The organism is Armatimonadota bacterium, from assembly GCA_029907255.1.
Classification (GTDB): domain Bacteria; phylum Armatimonadota; class UBA5829; order DTJY01; family DTJY01; genus JAIMAU01.
On record JARYMF010000001.1, the window covers coordinates 318,157 to 338,631 of the forward strand.

The 20,475-nt window shown below is 46.2% G+C and carries 15 protein-coding genes; 8 read left to right on the forward strand and 7 right to left on the reverse strand.

The window, feature by feature from the left end; genetic code table 11:
- Nucleotides 1–8: 8 nt before the first annotated feature.
- The 3 genes from hypA (at nucleotide 9) to QHH26_01255 (ending at nucleotide 2,859) form a co-directional block, all read left to right on the forward strand.
- Nucleotides 9–389, forward strand: coding sequence for a hydrogenase maturation nickel metallochaperone HypA (hypA, locus tag QHH26_01245; GenBank protein MDH7480584.1), 381 nt, complete (start codon nucleotides 9–11; stop codon nucleotides 387–389).
- Entirely contained in the window at nucleotides 349–984 is a 636-nt protein-coding gene (gene hypB / locus QHH26_01250) for a hydrogenase nickel incorporation protein HypB (protein MDH7480585.1), read from the forward strand. Before hypA ends, hypB begins: the two co-directional genes overlap by 41 nt.
- Nucleotides 985–1,080: 96 nt before the next feature.
- Nucleotides 1,081–2,859, forward strand: coding sequence for an O-antigen ligase family protein (locus tag QHH26_01255; GenBank protein ID MDH7480586.1), 1,779 nt, complete (start codon nucleotides 1,081–1,083; stop codon nucleotides 2,857–2,859).
- 76 nt (nucleotides 2,860–2,935) lie between these two features.
- Here QHH26_01255 and QHH26_01260 read toward each other — a convergent pair whose 3' ends face one another.
- From QHH26_01260 to QHH26_01275, 4 genes are all read right to left on the reverse strand, one after another.
- Nucleotides 2,936–3,988: a Gfo/Idh/MocA family oxidoreductase gene (locus QHH26_01260; GenBank protein ID MDH7480587.1), complete on the reverse strand. Its 1,053-nt coding sequence runs from the start codon at nucleotides 3,986–3,988 to the stop codon at nucleotides 2,936–2,938.
- Between the two features lie 68 nt (nucleotides 3,989–4,056).
- Nucleotides 4,057–5,475, reverse strand: coding sequence for an alpha-galactosidase (gene melA / locus QHH26_01265; protein MDH7480588.1), 1,419 nt, complete (start codon nucleotides 5,473–5,475; stop codon nucleotides 4,057–4,059).
- Nucleotides 5,476–5,544: 69 nt separating this feature from the next.
- Entirely contained in the window at nucleotides 5,545–6,945 is a 1,401-nt protein-coding gene (locus QHH26_01270; GenBank protein ID MDH7480589.1) for a hypothetical protein, read from the reverse strand.
- A 40-nt stretch (nucleotides 6,946–6,985) separates the two neighbouring features.
- Nucleotides 6,986–8,065: a VCBS repeat-containing protein gene (locus tag QHH26_01275; GenBank protein MDH7480590.1), complete on the reverse strand. Its 1,080-nt coding sequence runs from the start codon at nucleotides 8,063–8,065 to the stop codon at nucleotides 6,986–6,988.
- A gap of 340 nt (nucleotides 8,066–8,405) precedes the next feature.
- Between QHH26_01275 and QHH26_01280 the strand changes: the two genes are divergently transcribed.
- The 5 genes from QHH26_01280 (at nucleotide 8,406) to QHH26_01300 (ending at nucleotide 15,030) form a co-directional block, all read left to right on the forward strand.
- Nucleotides 8,406–9,428, forward strand: a complete 1,023-nt coding sequence (locus QHH26_01280) for a Gfo/Idh/MocA family oxidoreductase (GenBank protein MDH7480591.1) — start codon at nucleotides 8,406–8,408, stop codon at nucleotides 9,426–9,428.
- 42 nt (nucleotides 9,429–9,470) lie between these two features.
- Nucleotides 9,471–10,322: a sugar phosphate isomerase/epimerase family protein gene (locus QHH26_01285; GenBank protein MDH7480592.1), complete on the forward strand. Its 852-nt coding sequence runs from the start codon at nucleotides 9,471–9,473 to the stop codon at nucleotides 10,320–10,322.
- Nucleotides 10,323–10,372: 50 nt separating this feature from the next.
- Complete coding sequence (locus QHH26_01290; GenBank protein MDH7480593.1) at nucleotides 10,373–11,350, forward strand: Gfo/Idh/MocA family oxidoreductase; 978 nt, start codon at nucleotides 10,373–10,375, stop codon at nucleotides 11,348–11,350.
- A gap of 61 nt (nucleotides 11,351–11,411) precedes the next feature.
- A complete protein-coding gene (locus tag QHH26_01295; protein MDH7480594.1) occupies nucleotides 11,412–13,031 on the forward strand; it encodes a sodium/solute symporter in 1,620 nt (539 codons plus the stop codon).
- A complete protein-coding gene (locus QHH26_01300; protein ID MDH7480595.1) occupies nucleotides 13,009–15,030 on the forward strand; it encodes a hypothetical protein in 2,022 nt (673 codons plus the stop codon). Before QHH26_01295 ends, QHH26_01300 begins: the two co-directional genes overlap by 23 nt.
- Before the next feature lie 4 nt (nucleotides 15,031–15,034).
- On the opposite strand, the gene QHH26_01305 is transcribed toward QHH26_01300, so the two are convergent.
- Genes QHH26_01305 through QHH26_01315 form a run of 3 tightly spaced genes read right to left on the reverse strand, consistent with a single transcriptional unit; the run spans nucleotide 15,035 to nucleotide 20,201 of the window.
- Nucleotides 15,035–17,065, reverse strand: coding sequence for a hypothetical protein (locus QHH26_01305; protein ID MDH7480596.1), 2,031 nt, complete (start codon nucleotides 17,063–17,065; stop codon nucleotides 15,035–15,037).
- Nucleotides 17,066–17,098: 33 nt separating this feature from the next.
- Complete coding sequence (locus QHH26_01310) at nucleotides 17,099–18,130, reverse strand: alpha-L-fucosidase (protein MDH7480597.1); 1,032 nt, start codon at nucleotides 18,128–18,130, stop codon at nucleotides 17,099–17,101.
- Between the two features lies 1 nt (nucleotide 18,131).
- The gene (locus tag QHH26_01315; GenBank protein ID MDH7480598.1) at nucleotides 18,132–20,201 is read right to left on the reverse strand and encodes a hypothetical protein; all 2,070 of its coding nucleotides are present in this window, start codon (nucleotides 20,199–20,201) and stop codon (nucleotides 18,132–18,134) included.
- Nucleotides 20,202–20,475: the final 274 nt, after the last annotated feature.

Genomic DNA, 20,475 nt, shown 5'->3' on the forward strand with positions numbered 1-20,475 from the left:
TATTATTAATGCATGAATTAGGAATCACCCAAAACGTACTTTCCATTGTGCTGAAAGAAGCTACGAAAGCGGGTGCATCTCGGGTAACTAAGGTTTCCCTGAAGGTAGGCGAATGGTCAACTGTCGAGCCTGACTGCTTGAAGTTTTACTTCGGAATTTTGGCAAAAGGTACGCTGGCGGAAGGTGCAGAAGTTGCCGTTGAACAAGTGCCAGTAGCATATGCTTGCGAAAATTGTGGTCATGAGTATATTCCTCTTGTAAGCGCGTTCGCATGCCCTCGCTGTTCCAGCAACAAAGGAAAGCTAATCACCGGAAGGGAATTGTTTGTTGATTCAATTGAGGTAGAAAATGCAGATTCCGGTAGTGCAAAAAGTTCTGGCTGCAAATGATCTGCTCGCTGGTGAAATGCGCGCCGAATTCGAAAAATTTGGGCTTTTTGTTGTTAACATAATGGGCTCACCGGGCGCCGGAAAGACAAGTTTGATAGAGCAAACCCTATCTCGGGCAGGAGACTTGAAAATTGGCGTCGTTGAGGGAGACCTTGCGACTTCTCTCGATGCTGAACGAATTGCAAGGCACGGTGCGCAAGTTGTGCAAATTAACACCGGAGGAGCGTGTCACCTTGATGCAAGCATGGTGCGAAAGGCATTGGACAGAATTGATGTTACTTCGCTTGATGTTTTGATAATTGAGAACGTAGGTAATCTCGTTTGTCCTGTAAGCTTCGACCTAGGGGAAACAGCACGAGTGGTAGTGTGCAGTATTCCTGAAGGCGATGATAAGGTACTCAAGTATCCAGCGATCTTCAGTTCAGCTTCGATAGTGGTTCTAAACAAGATTGACCTTCTTCCCTATGTGCCTTTTGACCTTGCCAAGTTTGAGGAGAGTATTGCAAACATCGGCCGAAGATTAATAAAGGTATCTTGTAACACAGGCGATGGTTTAGATAATTGGATGGAATGGCTGAGGGCACGGCAAGTATAAAATAACAAATTTTAATGCTTACCTGGGAGGTTGATGTTTCGACTAAGAAGACTGTAAAGCTAGAGTTCGCAAAAATTAGAAACGGGATCGCTGAAAATGAAAAAGCGTGAACCGATATCGAACGCCGTTAGATTTATCCTATATATTCTGCTTTTAATTCTCCCTTCCGCTTTCACAACGATAACTGCTGATCCTACCGAGATTAAGAACGTTATACTGAATTTAGGTCTTCTTGCAATCGCTGTGGTTATCCTTGTTGGATTAATTAGCAAGAAGAGTTTGAAGATTAAGTGGACGCCGCTTGACTTCGTAATTCTTGCCTTTCTTGTATGGAATATAGTTTCTGCCCTCAACGCTGAATACCAGTGGGCGACTAGGCCCGAAGCAATTCGAATATTTTCACATGTATTCGTTTATTTTCTATGTTCGCGTTATCTTGGAGAATCCGATAAAATCCGCAATACATTTTCAATACTTGCGCTTTCATCGGTAATTCCTTGCATCTATGCAATCATCCAGCGCTTTGGCCTTGACCCCATCATGTGGGCTTACCCATCATATGAGCGTGTTTTGGCTAGCTTTGGCAACCCAACCTACTTCGCTGCATATCTTGTGCTTGTTATTCCGATTACGCTTTTGCTTTATTTGGATGAAGAAAACGCCTTGCGCAGATGGGGGCTCCTTGTTTTGGCAGGAATGCAGCTCGCATGTCTTTTATGGACTTACTCGCGTGGTCCATGGTTTGGTTTACTGCTTGCTTTGGCGATCGGATTCGGCTTGCCAATACTGCTTGGGACGCGCGGTTTCACGTTTAAAGATGCAAAGAAGGTTGGGGTTGGGGTAGCAGTCCTCCTTGGAATAACAGTGTTAGTATCAATTAATGGTGGGATTTTCGAGCGAGCAAAGACTTCGCTTGATACAAAAGATCTTTCGAACATTCAAAGGGTTCTTCAATGGCGGGCGGGATACCGTGTGTTTCTTGAACATCCAATAATTGGCGTTGGCCCAGGTGCGCTGAAAGTTTATATGCCGGAAAAGTTGACGCCGTCATTCTTTTACACCGGAATTGCGACTGCTTCGGAACACGCGCATAACGAATTTATAGAGGTTGCAGCAGAAACAGGCATCATAGGATTGGGAATTTTCTTGTTGATGCTGGGGATGACAGTTGTTTTTGCACTTCGAAAGTCTTTTGAAAAGACGCATACATCGGGTGTACTGATTGGTGCAATATTAGGTTTTCTTGTGTGCAATCTCGTTGGTGTCGCGATGCGTTATTCCGTTGGCGGTGTTTACTTTTGGGTATTTCTTGGCTTGTTAAGTGGACTGGGAAGTTGGAAAACGCACACAAAAGACTTTCGAACAGGGAATGGTATACGTCTGTTTTTAATTTTGTGCTTTGCACTTGTATTTTTGCTTTTTATTTGCAGTTCGGTACGTGCAGTTTATTCATTTATTGGTTCCATTGAACAAAAAAGGGCGGATAGCCTCTTTGGTCAGAACCTAATGGAGGAGGCAATACCTATCTACCGCAAGGTCCTTTTCATTAACCCCACCAATGTAAGTGCTATGTATAATTTGGCAATCTGCTATACTGCAGTAAAGGAATATAATTCTGCTCTGTCAACTTACGCCCGTTTGGAAAAGCTTTGGCCGGATATTGGAAGGATTCATTTTAACAAGGGAACGATTTATGCAACAATGGGCAATTTATCCCTTGCGAAAAAGGAATTAGAACGTGCCGCAAAAATTGACGGCTTGCCTGATACATGGGAGTACCTTTCTCGCGTTTACTATGCCCTTGGTGAGGAATCCAAAGCAGCCGAAGCTGCTAGAAATGCAGTCCAGGCAGCCAACAAGATGACAAATCCATAAGTATACTCCATCCAAATGGAAAACCTATGCCAGCCTAGCTGTCTTTGAGCGTCATTACTAATAACATGACTGTTATTTACTTGCCTCTTAGTAAACGAATGTATTCTCTGGCAACCTTTAAATCTTCCAGCGCCTCGTGTGCCTCGCACAATGGCTTCATCTCACCTTTAATTGCCGCCACAAAGTTCATCGCCTGTTGTCTCATGGCGCCAATCCATGGAAGGGTAGGGCACATTGTCGTTGGTGTAACATCACCTCCAGGATCGCGCATTATTTCTACTTTGCCGGGACGGTGGGTTGCCATTGGAGCAGGCAGTTCCAGCTTTATCCAGCCCTTCTCAAATGCAATAAGTGCTGACTCCTGCCAGTCAATTGTTGTTCGGTAGGGCGACATTTCAATTGTGCCGGCAACGCCGCTCTCACTTTGGGTTACAAGGACAACACCTGATGGGTCAGCGAAAATTATTTTGTACGGTTCACCCAAAAGATGGCGCATGAGATTTACTTGGTGAATGTAATAGTTTACGAAGGCTGTATATTCTTTGAAAGTTTCCTCGTCCATGTCGCTAGCAGGAGGATCCCATTCAAGTGCTGGAGGTGGGTCGTCAGAGGTAATTAAGCCTACAAAGCCATTTGCAACCCAATCACCTGCAGGCATGAGGATTCGTACATACCTCAACTTGCCTAATTCCTCGGTATTTTTGAGCCGGTCAATTTCAGCTTTGGCGTACATTGTTGCAGGGTCACTTCTTTTGTGGTATCCCACCATTTGCCAAGTCTTTGCTTTTTCAAGAGCCTGGATTATTTTCTCTCCATTTTCAATTGACCCAGCTAAAGGTTTCTCAGTAAAAATTGGGATACCTGCCTTGGCTAGTTCTGGGATTAGGGTGCCATGACGGTTAAACGGTTGTGATGCGACAATACCATCGAGCTTTTCTGATGCGAGCATATCTTCATGGTTTCTATACACTTTGGGAATACCATATCGCTCGCCCACAAGCTTCCCGAGTTTTTCTTTAACTTCTGCTATTGCAACAACTTCGCAGTCGGGCACGGTGACAAAATTTCGCAGGTGTGCACATTGCCCCATGCCGCCAACACCAACAAAGCCTATGCGAACTTTTTCCATAAATTCATCTCCATACTATGAATTTTAGAAAATATCACCTGGTGAAAAGCGTTCCTATTCGCTGTTAATTATGCACTCGCTAGCTTGCCAAACCTATTTGCTATCGCCAATGCTGGGTCTAGCGGGACATCTGCCGGAACAATATCGGGCGGTATTTCAATTATTGGAAGCGGCTTAAGCTCCTTCCCAGCGAACTGAGGCAACCATTTTGCCTCTGCCGCAAACATCTCACGCGTCATCTCGCGGGCTTCGTGAAGAGTGCAAACGGCTGAGGTGAGTGGGTCTAATGCCACTGCCTGCGCCGCAAGCTCTGGGTCACCTTTAAGCGCCGCTTGAACTGTCAAGCCTTGCACTATTATGTTAGTGAGATTCAGGGCCGCCAACTGTGGCGGAAGCTCTCCTACAACTGTTGGATGCAAACCCATTTTGTCAACGTAGATTGGTACCTCAACACAGCATCCGTTGGGTAGATTGGTTATATATCCATCATTTCTCACATTTCCATTTAATCGGAAGATATTTCCCGTTTCTTTTGCTTCAATTATGTACGAGCAGTATTCTGCGCTTCGCGGCTCAAGTTTTTTGCTTTCAATGCTGAGTGGATCGGTTGTACGGAATTTTTCTTCCAGCATACGTCCGTATTTGTAATATGCTCCAGAAGCGCCGCCAAAGTCGGGCTGGTCACAGTAAAGTTCGAGCGCTTTTTTGTTCTTGCGGAACCATGGTACGTATTCTGAAAGATGCCCTGTGCTTTCCGTCATAAAATATCCGAAATGTCTGAATACCTCGCCGCGAACCTTTTCATTTATGTAATATTCAGGCTTCTCGAATTTTTCTCTTAAGATTGGATAAATGTCTTTGCCGTCTACTTCGAGTTTGAGGAACCACGCCATATGATTAATTCCAGCGGCTAGGAAGTCAATGCGTTCCTTTGGTATTCCAACATATCCGGCAATTAGATCCATGGTTGTTTGGACGCCATGGCAGAGGCCGACGAAATTTAATCCGGGAACAGTACCGAGAGCCCAGCAATTAGCTGCCATTGGGTTAGCATAATTAAGCATGAGGGCATTGGGACAAAGTTCCTTCATATCATTGGCAATGTCTATTAGCACTGGTATGGTTCTTAGGGCTCGGAAAATACCACCTGGCCCAAGTGAATCTCCGATACATTGGTCTACTCCGTATTTCAGTGGAATCTCATAATCAGCTTGGAAGGCATCCATGCCGCCGATTTGGATTGTAATGACAACATAGTCGGCTCCATCCAAGGCTTTCCTTCGGTCGGTGGTTGCCCAAACTTTAGTTGGAAGGTTGTTTTCTCGAATTACATCCTTTGCAAAGGCCTCCATCTTGCGAAGTTTGGTCTCTGTTGGACTCATCAACGCAAACTCACTTTCTTGAAGTGAGGGCGTTGCCATTATGTCGTTCATGAGTGTTTTTGTGAAAATGACGCTTCCCGCGCCAATCATTGCAATTTTTGGCATTTGAAAGACCTCCTATCAGCGTTTAAAAAGTGTATTATCTTAAACACAACAGCCCCAATTTATTAATCTTTATCCTTTGCTTCTGGTTTGCCATATCAGGACCACTATATCGTCAACGAATTCTGGAAGCTGGATTATAATTTTGTCTTTACTGCGTGAGCTGCTCGCATGCTGTGATACACCTTTCTTAGTGTCAAACAGCTCAACATGATAATTCACAAAGGGGCACTTAATTTCGAGAAGCGAGGATTGATAATGATTGCCTGCTGTATGCGGACCACATTCGAGATATACAGCATATAATTGATTGGATTTCATACCGTAAGCGAATGGAGTTATTGCTTTGGAAACAATTGAATCGTCCACTTTTAGATTTGGCCAGGCATGGCTAATCTTTCCCCAAAATCTTCTCAACGCACGGGCATATTGTGCCCAATCTTTCATGTCGGTGTAGTTTACTCCCTGAATTTCAGACTTCCAATATGCACCAATGGATTGCAGACCAGAGAATATACTTCTATAACATAGCGTTCGATATCGAGTTTGGTGCTCAGGACTGGTGCTTTCGGCATCAATGAAAAGGTAGTCTTCGCGATTGTTGCTTCCATCGCTTGAGCGTACACTTACCATTGGTTTGTTATATCGCTTTGCTGCTTGGAGAGCCTCATCCCTGTGGAGCTCATTGAATATTAGCAGGTCATAGTTTTTCTCAAAAGGTTCAAAAGCACTGGCATTGAAGTTGCACATATCTACGCCGACGAGTAGCTTTTGGCCGTTAGTTCTTTCCCATTCGCGAATCCAAGATACCACGTCGTGTGCCCATTTCATATCCCCAATTCCGCCGTTGCCAAGTTCATTAATTACGTCAATCCAAACATTCTTGTGACCCTTAACTGTGTTAAGGATTCGCATTACCCATTCTTTGCGGTGTCTTCCAGCAGGGCTGTCTGGTGGGGCGTTCATGTAGTCGGCGCCGCGCGGATAAGCGCGAGTCCACTCGTTGATATTGTTGGCAGGGTTAATATAATTCATCGCCCATCTATCGGGTTTATCCTCTTTGAACCACACAATTTGCCAAAGCTGTAAATGAACCACAATGCCATATTCCTCTAGAATGGAAAAAAAGCGCTCCATATTCTTGAAGTATTCGTCGTTCCAGGCGTCTATATCCCATTTGCCATTTTTTGATTTGAATGGGTGAAGGCAGCCAGGCGTGGGAACACAAGTTGGGTAGGTTCGAATTAGACACATGCCATTATCTTTTTGCCATTTTGCCCACCGGCGAACTTCTGAGGGGTTGTTGATTGAAATTAGCATTTTTTCGTCGCCGGGTCCAAAGGCTAGAAGGGGCTTGCCATTGTAAACCAAATAGCGCTTCCCAGATTCCGATATTTGAATTGCTAAGCCATCGGCTGCTTCTGCTCTTGTAATCATGGCTAGAAGCCCAATTAGACACAGGAGCCCTTTCATTTTCCAGATTCCTTTATGTTGGACAAAATCCAATTGCCAATCATTTTTGACTTCCTGCAGTTTCTGGCCCTAGGTTTCTGAAGAGGAACAATCCTTCTTTTCCGGGTGCGACTATGTCGAGTCTGCCATCGCCATCAATATCACCTATCCACATAAAGATGCCAGTGCCAGAATGGTCGCCTTTTTTTCCATAGTCAATCACGCATTTTGTGAACGATTCTCCATTCCATTTGAAGTACCAAATGCCGACAATATCCGTCTCACCTGCCTCATTGCCGCAATGAGCGCGGAAACGGTTGCCAGTTACAAGTTCGCATTCTCCATCACCGTCAATATCCACCCATTGCATCTCGTGATACTGCGAGAACCATGGGTCAATGGGATGCTTGGTCCATATACGTTTGCCATTTTCAATCTTTTGTGTGTAGTAATCGAGCCCATAACCGTGTGCTTGACCAACAATCAACTCATTCGTGCCGTCCCTGTTAACATCTGCTACAATAATTGGTACACTAGCGCTGCCAAGCTGGAACTCCTGATGGAAAACATATTCGCCGGTGAGGGGGTCACCCATGGGTTCAAGCCATCCATTTGGGGTAATGAAGCAGCCTTTTCCATTGCCAAGTAGGTCTCCAAATCCCAAGCCATGCCCTTGTGGTTCCTTGCTTATAACATATTCTTTGAATATGCCATTTTCCAGCTTGAAAACCCTCAGAGGATTGCCAGGAGTATTTGGCACAATTTCAGGTTGTCCATCGCCATCAACATCCCAGGCGCGCGTAGTTTCAATTGAGCCAACTTCTGCTATGTCGTGTTTTTTCCATTCAACTGTCTGTCCCTTGGGATTTTCAATCCATGAGAGGGTTTTGCCCCACCATCCGCCGGTGATGAAATCCATGAACCCATCGCCATTCACATCCATTGGAATGGTCGAAAAATCATCGAAATACTCACCAGCGGACATGACATCGCGAATCTTATGTTTTGTCCAATTCGGCGCCTCATACCAGAAGCCGCCACATACAATGTCGAGCTTGCCGTCATTGTTTACATCGAACGCGCAAGCAGATTCATAAGCTCCATCGTCAATTTTAATCTTTTCCCATTCAAGGCGTCTCACTTGTAACGCGTCCTTTCGGTTCTTTTGTAGCCCAGTCACAGAGGCTGAGCTTTTCTTATTAACTCCTTTATCAATGTTTGTTTTTTGTCCTTCTTCTGCGTTTAAATTTGCTTGAAAAAAAAGAAAAAAGACCAGCGCAAAACAAACTGCTAGACTTTGTTTTAGTCCCACGGACCTAGCCCTCCAGTTAATTGTATTCACAATGATTTTCGAGCTCTCAGAGGTTTCTACCTTCTGCGAATTAGTGAATTCTTATCTTATTTGCTACGAAGGATGGCTGAGGCGAAAAAACGAAATAAGCTAGTAAGACTGAAAGTTCACTTCTTAAGAGGTGGTTTCAATGGTAAAAATAGGTCTAATAGGCTATGGGTTTATGGGCAAAATGCACGCTGAATGCTATAAGGCTAGCGGAAAGGCTGAGGTAGTTGCTGTTGCTGACATTGAAGAAGATCGCCGTGCTGAAGCTTCAAGCAAGCTTAATTGTAAAGCATTTGAAAGTATTGATGAACTTCTTCAGGGGTCGGATGTAGATGCAATTGATGTATGTACACCCACATATATGCATGAAGAACATGTTCTAAAAGCGCTAAATGCTGGAAAAGACGTTTTTTGCGAGAAGCCGCTTTCCTTGAGTATGGGTTCTTGTGAAAGAATGGTATCTGCAGCGGAAGCGGCCGGAAGTAAATTAATGATAGGTCATGTAGTAAGATTTTGGCCAGAGTGTCAAGTGCTAAAGTCAATAATTGATTCTAGCAGGTTAGGGAGGCCTTTATGGGCTACAGCTCAAAGGTTGAGTGCTCCAGCTACTTGGGCATGGCAGGGATGGCTTGCCGATCCAGTTAGAAGCGGTGGTGCAATACTCGATCTTCACATTCATGACCTTGACTTCCTTGCTTGGATTCTTGGAAGGCCAAAACAGGTTGTTGCATATGGAATAAAAACTGCTAGAGGCGCCTATGATACGGCGCTTACCATGCTAATAGGCCACGAAAATGGTATGTCTAGCCAAGCAGTTGGGTGTTTGGCAATGCCAGAAGGGTTTCCATTTACTAGCCAGATAAGGGTTGTTTGTGAGAAAGGTGTCATTTTCTTCGATGCAACTGCTTCTCCATCGCTAATTCTTCAGCCTGAAGGTGAGCCTGCGGAGTATCCTGAGGTACCTCAACCAACCGCAGGGTCGGCTGACGCAGGCGGCAACGTTTCCTCACTCGGAGGATACTATAACGAAATTGTGTACTTCCTTGATTGCATCGAGAAAGGTCTAATGCCACAGATAATTACACCAGAAGAAGCAGCTTATGCTGTACGCCTTTGTCTTGCTGCGCGGCAATCAGCAGAGACTGGGCAAGCAGTTAGCGTATAGCCTTAGTTTAACAAACAAGATTTTAGGAGAAGGAGTAAAGCTATGATTAAGAGCATAAGTTACTGGGCGTTTCCGGGCGGCTTAGAGGCATCAAAACCTGTTGTTCAAGCGTGCAAAGAGGCAAAAGTCGCTGGGTTTGATGCTATAGAACTAGCTTTCTCAGTAACCGGCGAAATTTCACTCGATTCGAAATTGGATGACCTTAGGCAATTAAAAGAGGCAATCGCAGATACTGGAATTGAGATTGCCAGTCTCGCCTGTGCACTTGGTTTCCAATGGCCTTTCACGTCGGATGATACTTCCATTCGGGCTAAAGCGGTTGAGATTCATAAAAAAGCGATTGCTGCTGCCAATGCTCTTGGGACGGATGCTTTGCTTGTCGTTCCTGGTGCGGTTGATGTTCCTTGGGACCCTTCCATACCTGTTGTCAAATATGGAGATGCGTACAAACGTGCCTCAGAGGAGATAGGCAAGCTCATTGGCGATGCTGAAGCGGCAGGCGTGACTATCTGTGTCGAAAATGTATGGAATAAGTTCTTGCTTAGTCCGATGGAAATGGCAAACTTTGTGGACCAGTTCAGAAATCCCTGGGTAGCTGTCTATTTTGACGTTGGCAACTGTGTTTATATCGGCTACCCTCAAGATTGGATTCTTATCCTCGGGAAGCGAATTAGACGCGTGCATCTTAAAGATTTCCGAAGAAGCGTAGGAACAGCTGCTGGGTTTGTAGACCTTCTTTCCGGTGATGTGGATTGGCCAGCGGTAATTAAGGCGCTGAAAGAAGTTGGATATAATGGACCGCTTACGGCTGAGATGATTCCTCCGTATGCACACTACCCAGAAGTTCTTATCGAAAATACATCGCGTGCAATGGATGCCATTTTGAGACGCTAGGCGCCGAAAAGTTGGCAGTCAAACTCTCAAATTTGAGGAGGAGAATAAATTTGGCGAAGCGCATACTGATTGTCGGAGCAGGTAGCATTGGCTTGAAGCAATTGCGGGCTTTCAGTACCCAAAACCCCAAACCACATTTAACGGTTATTGACCCTCGAGAGGAGGCAAAGGCCCGGGCACGCGCTGAGTTTGATGTAGAAATTTCCAATGATGATTGGGATTCGATTGACATTAAACAGTTCGACGGCGTGGTAATATGTTCACCTGCACCTACGCACGTCCCTTATTCGATTCGTTGTTTGACTGAAGGAGTGCCGGTGCTTTCCGAAAAGCCTCTTTCTCATACTTATGCTGGCGTTGAGGAACTTCTTAAGCTCGCAGAAAAACCGGGAGCGCCCCCATCGGGTGTAGCTTACGTTCGCAGGTACCATCCGGCTCATGAGAGGGCACGTGAGCTGGTAAAGTCTGGTGCGCTTGGAAAAGTTCTTATCGCTCGCATCAACGGTGGTCAGCCTTTCACAACATACAGGCCCGACTACCGAGAGATATACTATGCGCGGCGTGACCAAGGGGGAGGCTGTCTGCTAGACTGCGCAACCCATTTTCTCGATCTTGTCCAATGGTATATGGGACCAATTGAAGAAATGTGTGGGTATGTCAAACATCTGGCGCTTGAGGGAGTGGAGGTTGAAGATACAGTAGCTCTTTCTTGTAAGTTTAAGGAAAACGACGCTCTGGGAACGGTGCATATCAACCAATTCCAGCCAGTTAATGAGAATATGCTTGATTTTGCAGGCGCAGAGGGATTTTTGCGTGTAGTTGAGCCGGAATTCACGTGCAAAATTTTTCGCAAAAACTGGGAAGATTTGCAAGTCGAGCAAGCTGACTATGCGGATGCGCTCAGAAGACAGGCAACGGCGTTTCTGGCGGCAATTGACGGTGGTGCGCCAATGCGAACTAGCTTTGCTGAGGCGGCGCACACCTTGCAGCTTTGTCTTAACCTAATGGCAAAGCTTGATATAGCATAAAATATGTCCACAGACTTTGGTCTTAATTGATTTTTATTATTAAGGACTTGGAGCTTTATTAATGAGTAAGAGCCTGAGCTATTGGGATGCACTGGTTGTCGCAATTTACATGCTGTGGATGCTGGGCATCGGGATATATTATTCCACGCGGCAGACCGACACAAATGAATACTTCCTTGGCCGTCGGAGCATGAATTGGTTTATTGTGGGCATTTCCACAATGGCCACGCTTATTAGTACTATTACTTATTTGACCATGCCAGGCGAAGTAATTGCCAATGGCTTTGGCGTTTTGTGGTCTCAACTTTCAGTTTGGATCTCCTTTTTCTTCATTGGGTATCTTGTTATTCCAAAGATAATGGAGCATAAGATAACCTCAGGGTATCAGCTTCTCGAGAAACAATTTGGGATGGGTATACGTCAAGCCGCAGCGGTTTTGTTCATTCTTACTCGCATTACGTGGACAGGCCTTGTTGTTTATACTTGCAGTCGTGCTGTTTCCCAGATGACTAGATGGCCGCTCGAAAGCGTTATTCTTGCTGTGGGTATAATTACAATTTCTTACACGACGATGGGTGGAATACGCGCTGTTATCATTACCGATGTAACTCAAGCGTTCATTCTTTTTGGTGGTGCACTGGCGGTTGTGGCTTTTGCTATATACAGTTCAGGAAGTCTAACCGGTTGGTGGCCAAACTTTCATGACCCTGTAATTGCAGGCGGCCTATCATGGCCAAACGTAAAGTTGTTTTCCTTTGACCTGACAGAGCGAATTACCGTTTTAGGGATTATTTTCATGTATATCGTTTGGTGGATTTGCACAGCTAGCTCAGACCAACTTGCAATTCAACGTTACCTAAGCACTAGGGATGCCCGGATGGCAAGAAGAAGTTTTCTCACAAATGCTTTTGCAAATACCATGGTGGCTAGCGTCCTGGCTTTTTGTGGAGCAGCTTTAGTGGGCTACTTTATCCATAATCCTAGCACCATACCTGCTGCTAATGAACTTTTGTTGAATGCGAAGCCGGGTGTGCTCGACGAAGTTGTTCATAAGATGGCGATGATGGGAGAAGTTAAAGGTAAGCTCTATCTGCTTAAACGCGGTGCTGATGATGTCTTCCCTTGGTTTATAGCGCATGTGCTTCCAACAGGCCTTTCGGGAGTTTTGATTGCCGCACTTTTCTCGGCTGCGATGTCAAGCGTATCATCTGGCGTCAACTCAATTACGACCGTGATAATGGTTGATTTTGCAAGAATCTTTTCTCGCTCAAACGACGAGCGCCAACGGGTGAGAAAGGCAAAGTTAATAGGAATCATTGTGGGAGCAATTGCTATCTTAGTTAGTTTTGTGCAGCATTTTATAAAAGGGAATTTCATGGAGGTTGCACAAAAAATAAATGGTTGCTTCATCGCTCCAATGGCAGCTCTATTTATCATGGCGTTTTTTATTAAAAGAATAAACCGTCAGGGAGCGTGGGCGGCCATCTTTTCAGGATTTGTAATAGGCGCTGTTGTCTCGTACTATGGAGAAATTTCTAAGGCTTTGACCGGTAACGAAGTCAAGGTATCTTTTATGTTTATCTTACCCTTCTCGCTAGTTGGGGCAATTGTGATTGCCTATCTTGTTAGCCTTTTATTCCCAGCACCATTTGTAAGTAATGAACAGGAAAGCACAAATTAGCTCTCAAAAATCAGCTGATAAAGAACTAAGTTTAAAGGTTTCAGCGCTGGAAAAAGGTAAGTCAGGCATATCGGTACGTGCGCTTTCTATAGGCATTTTTCTCGTTGTTGTTGTATGCTTCATCGTATCATATGCTGAATTGGTAATTGGGCGAATCCAAGTTGGTTTTCTCCAAATGCCCCCAGCTGCTATTGGTATATTCTTCTTTGTTGTTTTATTGAACAAATGCTTGCATAGGATAGCAGCTAGATTTGCCCTAAATGCAGCCGAGCTTATAATGATTTACTGCATGATAATTGTCGCCGCTATGGTTTGCTCCCGCGGGATTCTTGAGAAGATTATTCCTTTGCTAGTGACACCAAATTACTTTGCCAATCCGAGTAACAGATGGCATGATCTTTTCTACCCACATATTAAAAAGTGGCTTGTGCCTTTCGACCCAGAATCGGGCCCCAGTCAATCTTCCGCAATCCGTTTCTTTGAAGGACTTCGGGCAGGTGAAACGATTCCTTGGCATGCCTGGTCAGTGCCTCTTTTAGCGTGGGGTGTGTTGGTACTATTAGTAATTTTTGCTTTTCTATGCATGGCTACTATCCTGCGACGTCAATGGGTTGATAATGAGAAGCTATCATTTCCGTTAGTTCAGCCTCCGCTTGAACTTGTTAAAGAGGAGCAGGGCGGGTCAATATTAAGGGATAAGCTCTTATGGGGCGGCATGGCGCTTCCTGTTATTGTATTTTCGTTCAATGGCTTGCATAATTGGTTTCCAAACATTCCTGAAATAACGCTCCAGCTACTTCTCAATCCATATCTTGTAAATCCGCCATGGGACAAGATTTACTGCTGGTGGATTTACGTCTCTTTTGCGGCAATAGGGTTCTTCTTCCTCCTGCCATCTGAACTTATTTTTTCGCTTTGGTTTTTTGCTCTTCTTGCGCGCTTCCAGGACGTAGTAGCTGCATCCTTTGGAATGGAACTGGAACGCATGCCGGTATATGGCACGCATCTTTTTGTGGCATATCAGACAGCTGGTGCATATTTTGTTTTGGTTGGATACCTAATTTATGTTTCTTTACCCCACCTTAAGCGCGTATTTCGAACTGCCTTGGGTATAGAGCGGATGGATGATAGCAATGAGTTGATGCCGTATCGTGTAGCTGTGTGGGGATTGCTTGGCAGCTTTGCGCTAATTGCAGGTTGGTCATGGCTTGCCGGGATGTCACTCTGGGTCGCATTTTTCGAATTTGGCGTTTTTCTCTTTATCATTGCGCTTGTCATGGCGAGAAGTACAGCAGAAGCTGGGATGTTGATGACCGAGACGTCCTTTAGGCCTGTTGACATTTACCATATGTTTGCTCCAGTTCATAATCTTGGCGCGGCAAATATGACGCTACTTGCCTTTTTTGATGTTGCTTTTCTTCGAGACCAGCGTGGATTGCTTTTCACAGGGTTTCTGGATAGCCTGAAAATGTCTGACGGTGTTTATATTAGAAGAAGAGCTCTACTTCCCATGCTCGCAGTTGGTACGCTCACAGCGCTTATAGTAGGTGGATTTCTTCATATGGTGATTCCATATTCACGTGGGGGCATCATGCTTTATCAAGCGGTCTATCAAGGGCTAAATCTTGCACCATTTCGCGAGTTTGAAAGCCATATGGCTGGTTCTAATCCCATGGATTGGCAGGCACCAGTTTTCTTTGGTGTGGGAGTAATCTTTACTTTATTCTTGTCATACATGAGATCATTGTTCTATTGGTGGCCTCTACATCCGTTAGGGTACGCGTTGTGTGTTTCTTGGACTATAAGCGTATTTTGGTTCTCTGCGCTTGTAGCCTGGATTATAAAGGTTCTTTTGCTGAGATATGGAGGCATGCGGCTTTATGTTCGCGCGCGTCCTTGGTTTCTTGGAATGGTACTGGGAGAGTTTAGCATGGCTGTATTGTGGACGTTGATAGGTGCCTTGACCGGCGCTCCCACGCCTGAGTTCCCCTGGCCATGATAGGCTACAATTTTTCTATGTTCGCCGCGAATTTAGTCTGATAGAGTTGCTGAAGTTGGTTGCGAAGGCTCTCATCAGACGTTACTACTATCATCCGAGTAAGGTCCACCGTTCCAAGATGAAGGTTAAGTTTGCCACCTGACCGTTCCCACTTCAATTCCGCCGTTCCCGTTGAGTTGATTTCAAATACCATCTTGGGATTGAGCCAGGGAGGTAAAGTCACATTAAGTTCTACATTTTCTACTGGCTTGTAAGTCGTTCCTTTGTCATCGTTTGTGTAGTCATCGTTCACGCAGAGAATTACGACTGTGTCCAACCCAACAAGAAGCGAGCGCGACCATATGTTATTTGAGGATGTTATCGGTAGGTTGGCAGGACAACTGCGAACGATGAGAGGTCCAGCAGTTCGGACTTCTGCGCCAAGGATGCCAATCTCTCGCCAAAGTGCCTTTGCTTCGGGTTCATCTGCGCCGCATCCACAAGAGCCTTTTGCGTTCGGGGCGATTGGAAGAAACCACCAATAAGAAATTGCTTTTGCGCCAGCTCCAAGGGCGTAATATACTTCAATTCGTTTTTCTTGTGGAGTGCCGAATCTGAACTTCCTATTTTCTTCCTGCAAGCGAGTACAGTTTAGTATCAAATGAAGAGGTCTTGGGGCGCATGCAGATTGGCAAATAGCGCCGACAGCATAGACGAACGTAGCTTTCTTATACATCCAGATTGTGTGGGGTTTTTTCCAGTATGCTTCCGCTAAACGTGTTTGGTAGTATGGATCTGCTGCGTATATGTCGGCAATTTGTCCGTAGATATACCAATTGTTTGGCTTAAATGTCATATCTACGTTCACCATATTTGGAGTGTTTGGGTCGAGTGAACGTATTTCTTCGGCAAGCTTGACTAACCCTTGCGCGAGGCTTCCAACTTTCAACGCCGCTGGAACATCGGGGACCCTCGAGTCAGCAGCGTCGGGCTCATCGGCGAGATAATATGCCGCCGGCGAAACCGCTTTTCCAACATCGCCGACAATTCGCTTTATCCCTAATGTTTGCATCAATTGCTTGCCTTCATCGGTTTTCATGAACTGCGCAACGGCGGCCGAGCCAATCATGTCCATCTGGAGATTGATATTGTGAGCGGCCATTTCATTAACCCACGCCTTGCCGATTTCTAGTTCGGTTTCCTTTCCAGGTCTGCCGCCCCAAATGCCATACCTAAACTCGTCCGCCCAAGCGCGAATTCCTGCGGTGGCTTTTGAACCGTCTTCTAATATGGCTTGGAATGTGTGGAATGAGCCGCGCTCAAGGGGCGCATGGAACGCGCAAACAATCGGGATAATGCCTGAGGCGTTCGCCTGCCCAATTTGCGAGTAAGCTGTGATGTCTTTGCCGTCCAACAATATTTTTGTCGGTGTGTTATTGCTTCGAACGTAGGCATATGCTTTGCGTAGGTCATCCGAGAACGCTATGCCTTCGAACATTGGAACGCTGTTTTCGGTAGAAACCGCTGTGTGGATTTGGTCGCTATTAGTCAAAATAGTAACCTTGACTTCCTTTGCCAGCGGTGGCTTGCGAAGGCGAATCGTAATCTCAGCGGTTCCGCTCGGCTTGACGCTACGAGGCTCAGCCCGCCACCATATCGGTTCGCCAGCATTGTCAAGTTGTTTGCGCTCCTCATCGGAGATGTCGGAGAAGAATACATGCGCGGCGTAGATTTTGCCGCCTTTGAACTTCCGCTTATCTGAAAAAGCAATTGCGCGAGTTAGGCTGATGTCGTTGAGCATGACATCTTTAATGTCAATTGCTTCATTTTCAGCGTTTCTAATAAATACATGAATTGAGCCGCCAAGGGCTTGCGGAGGGTAATCAGTCTCGTTTTCTGGCTTTGGACTTTCTTTCCAGAAGTAGGCAAACTCCGGGAACGGCTTGTCAGCGCGATAAAAGCTTCCGATTATTTCGGGCGCAGCATTGCAAGCAAAAATGGTAGCCAGAAGCAATATTAGGCAAAATAGCCCAAGAATGTGGTTTGTTCTTCTCATTGTTTTCAATTTCCCTCCAGCTAAGTTTGAGAATCACTGCTCGCCAGGAAAGCCTTCCCTGCGCAGGCGCTCCCCAACCTTACGAAGAACCATATCGTCATAAGGGTCAATGCTCCCGTCTGGCAAGGGAGCGGTGTTGAGGAGGAGGTTGCATCCATGCTTTCTAGCGTTTCGGATTAGCTCCCAAACTTCGTCCGCAGTCTTGTGTTTTCCTTCAAGCGATGCTGTATAACCCCAAGCCTTGTCGGGCATCATTGTGTCGCATATCTCTACGGGTTTCGTGCTTTCTACCGGCTTGTACTCAGGCGCGAGAAAGTCTTCCGTCCCAAGGAGACCTTGTTTGTATGCCACGAGCGCCTGCGGTTGTAGGCGGTGTATCATGTCGTACAGCTCCTGACAGCGGAACGCTTCGCGGTTGTAAGATAATGGAACGCCTACGCCATCAAGCCATATGCCGGCAATCGGCCCGTAATTCGTTAACAACTCGGTTATCTGTGCCGCCACAAAGTCTATGTAAATCTGCAAGTTGTGTTGTTCGCCGTAGGCGTATGTTGGCTCAGGGGGATCATACTGCGGTCTTGGGGCTCCTTTCCATAGATCGTTGTTGGGCGCGTGTGGATGCCTCCAGTCGCGGCCATGTGAATAGTAGAAAAACAATCCCAGCCTTGCCTTCCTGCATGCTTCGGCTAACTCCGCTATTAAATCACGGTGCGCCGGAGAATTCATGCTGTTGAACCACGTTTGCTTGGTATCCCAAAGACAAAATGACTCATGATGCCGCGTTGTTATATTAACGTATTTCATCCCGCAATCTACGGCGAACGATGCTATATATTCCGCATCGAATCTCTCGGCCGTGAACCGTTCAATCAGCTTCTCGTATTCTCTGACAGGAATCTTCTCAAAATATTGAACCCACTCGTGCCGCCCGAGAATTGAGTACAATCCGTAGTGGAGGAATAAGCCATATTTTGCATCCCTAAACCACTGGATTGCCGCCTCCCTGGGGTTTTTTCGGTAAAGGTCTTCGTATCCTGTTAGGTAGGATGGCACACTGCAAGACATGTCAGTTCTCCTGCGCAAGCAGTTTAGCAACGTTGGCGGCAAACATGGTCTCGTAGCGCTTCTTAAGGTTCGCCTTCAACGTCGAATCCGCGGTTATAATGACGAATCGGCTGATGTTCACAGTCCCTAGGTCCAGGGCAACCCTGTTTCCTTCCTTCTTCCACGCAATGTCTTTGATTCCCTCATAAGTAACTTCGAATGCATCGGTCGGTTTAATCCATTTCGGGAGCTCGATGGAAACGTGCGCATTCTGGACAGGCTTGAACACGGTGCCGAGGCGGTCGCAAGCAACGTCATCATTGACGATTATGACGGCTACAGTGTTCATGCCCGATAGGAGCGAGCGAACCCAAAGGTACCTATCAGATTTCGTGGGCAGGCTAACCGGCGTGCTGACCGTTATAACAGGGCCGGCAGTCCGAACTTCGGCGCCAAGAAGCCCTATTTCTTTCCAGAGGGCGTGTGCAGCCGGTTCGTCCTTTCCAACACCAATGCAGTACACGTCTGGACTAAACCACCAATAAGAGATACCTTTTGCGCCAGCCGAGATGGTGTAGTACACTTCCATGCGCTTTTCCTCCGGCGTGGGGAAACGTCCTTCATAGCCCTTTCCATCTCGGTACCTCGTCGAGCAAAGAATCGTGTGGAGCGGTTTTGGTTGGGCGGAGGACTGGGAAATGGTGCTCACGGCATAGACATAAGTTGGCTTAGTGTGGGCAAAAAATGCGCCAGGGTGTTTGTTGAAGCAGTAGTCCTGCTGTTCGGGGAAGTAGGGGTCTATGCACGGGATGTCGGAGAGCTGATGATACATATACCAGTTCTCTGGCTTGTACGTGTTGTCAATATTAAGAAGCACCGGCACATCAGGGTCGTGCCGCCTGAGTACCTCCTGCCACTTGACAAGCCATTGGCCCAGCGACCCAAGGCGGTCGGCTGGTTTAAGCGCATCATTCGCCGCGTCATGCGCATCAGGTTCGTCCTGCAGGAAGAAGAAAACGGGCTTATACTTACCAGTGTCCCAAGTAGTCATTCTATCGAAGCCCAAGGACTGCGCAAGTTCCCAGCCTTCGTCGCTTTTTACGTAGTCGCCCGCACTGCCTGAGATGTGGCCCATTAGAACGTTGATGTTGTGTTCTTTCCAATCCATCAAGAACTTGCGAGCGGCTTCCTTGGGTTCTCCTTCAACGAAGCCCGCTCCCCACATTCCGTACACCATCTCACGACCCCATGCGCGTATCCCAGCAATTGCTTCCGAGCCGTCTTGGAAGACTGCCGTGAAGTTGTGATATGACATCCACTTAAGTGGTTTGTCGAGGTTAATAATGATTGGAGTTATCTCCCCCGCTTGACCCGGGGCGATTTTTGCCCTTGGGGTTATGTCAACCTTGTCAAGGTATATCTTCCCAAGTCTAACGTTTCCCTTGGGATGTCTAACATAAAGGTAGACCTTACTAAGGTCGGGAGTGAAGGCGATTGTCGTGAAGCGGGGGTATTCCTTGGCGGTAGAAACGATTGTGCTTGCGTTCCCCCCGTCGCTTATGATGTCAACCTTGATTTGTTGAATCGTTGGCTTCTTCTTTAGACGGACGACAATCTCACCCATTCCTCCGGGGGGCACTTCTCGAGGTTCGGGCTTCCACCAAACAGGCGCGCCCGCGGCTTGAAGGCTGTTCAGCTTTTCTTTCGGAAGCTTTGACAAAAGTATACTTGCGCCAAATTTCTCCTCCGGATTTTTCGTGGCATGCGTTATTCCAATGCCCTCCGAGAGCTTGACGCCCTCGATGGCAAGATCTTCTATCGTGATAGCTTTGCCGCCAGTGTTCTGATAGTAAACGAAGAGATACCCTCCGAGAGGCATGTCTGGCTTGGCATAGATTAGAATGTTCCCATTGTCATCTTTGAGGGACCATCCTTCTTGCCATAGATGCGCAAATTGAGGAAAGTGCTTATCAAGGTGTAGGGCGCTTCCAGTAACGCGTAGGGTTGTCTTAGCGGGGTAACCAATCGAAGTGAAAAGAATTAATGCCAAAGCGATTGTTAGTATGGTTGTAAGCCACTTCTTTTCAAACATTTACCAAGGGTCTCCTTTCTTCGTGGTTGTTTGCATTCTATATGCGAATCTGATTTCGCGCAATATCAGCTTGCGGAAGCTTTCCGAGGATTTGCTGATTCATTTTGGCATTTTTTAAACATCTTTGGGCTTGGGTACAAAACTTTTGTACAGTTGTGCAATCTTTTTGTACCGCCGTACAACATTTTTGTACTTCGGTACAACATTTTTGTCCCTCGGTCTAACATTTTTGTCCCTCGGTCTAACATTTTTGTCCCGCGGTCTAACATTTTTG

Excerpts from the sequence above, each read along its gene's own strand:
- hypA (MDH7480584.1), top strand. The coding sequence starts at position 9 with ATGCATGAATTAGGAATCACCCAAAACGTACTTTCCATTGTGCTGAAA.
- melA (MDH7480588.1), bottom strand. The coding sequence starts at position 5,475 with ATGCCAAAAATTGCAATGATTGGCGCGGGAAGCGTCATTTTCACAAAA.
- QHH26_01260 (MDH7480587.1), bottom strand. The coding sequence starts at position 3,988 with ATGGAAAAAGTTCGCATAGGCTTTGTTGGTGTTGGCGGCATGGGGCAA.
- QHH26_01280 (MDH7480591.1), top strand. The coding sequence starts at position 8,406 with ATGGTAAAAATAGGTCTAATAGGCTATGGGTTTATGGGCAAAATGCAC.
- QHH26_01285 (MDH7480592.1), top strand. The coding sequence starts at position 9,471 with ATGATTAAGAGCATAAGTTACTGGGCGTTTCCGGGCGGCTTAGAGGCA.
- hypB (MDH7480585.1), top strand. The coding sequence starts at position 349 with ATGCAGATTCCGGTAGTGCAAAAAGTTCTGGCTGCAAATGATCTGCTC.
- QHH26_01305 (MDH7480596.1), bottom strand. The coding sequence starts at position 17,065 with ATGAGAAGAACAAACCACATTCTTGGGCTATTTTGCCTAATATTGCTT.
- QHH26_01270 (MDH7480589.1), bottom strand. The coding sequence starts at position 6,945 with ATGAAAGGGCTCCTGTGTCTAATTGGGCTTCTAGCCATGATTACAAGA.
- QHH26_01310 (MDH7480597.1), bottom strand. The coding sequence starts at position 18,130 with ATGTCTTGCAGTGTGCCATCCTACCTAACAGGATACGAAGACCTTTAC.
- QHH26_01295 (MDH7480594.1), top strand. The coding sequence starts at position 11,412 with ATGAGTAAGAGCCTGAGCTATTGGGATGCACTGGTTGTCGCAATTTAC.
- QHH26_01255 (MDH7480586.1), top strand. The coding sequence starts at position 1,081 with ATGAAAAAGCGTGAACCGATATCGAACGCCGTTAGATTTATCCTATAT.
- QHH26_01300 (MDH7480595.1), top strand. The coding sequence starts at position 13,009 with ATGAACAGGAAAGCACAAATTAGCTCTCAAAAATCAGCTGATAAAGAA.
- QHH26_01315 (MDH7480598.1), bottom strand. The coding sequence starts at position 20,201 with ATGTTTGAAAAGAAGTGGCTTACAACCATACTAACAATCGCTTTGGCA.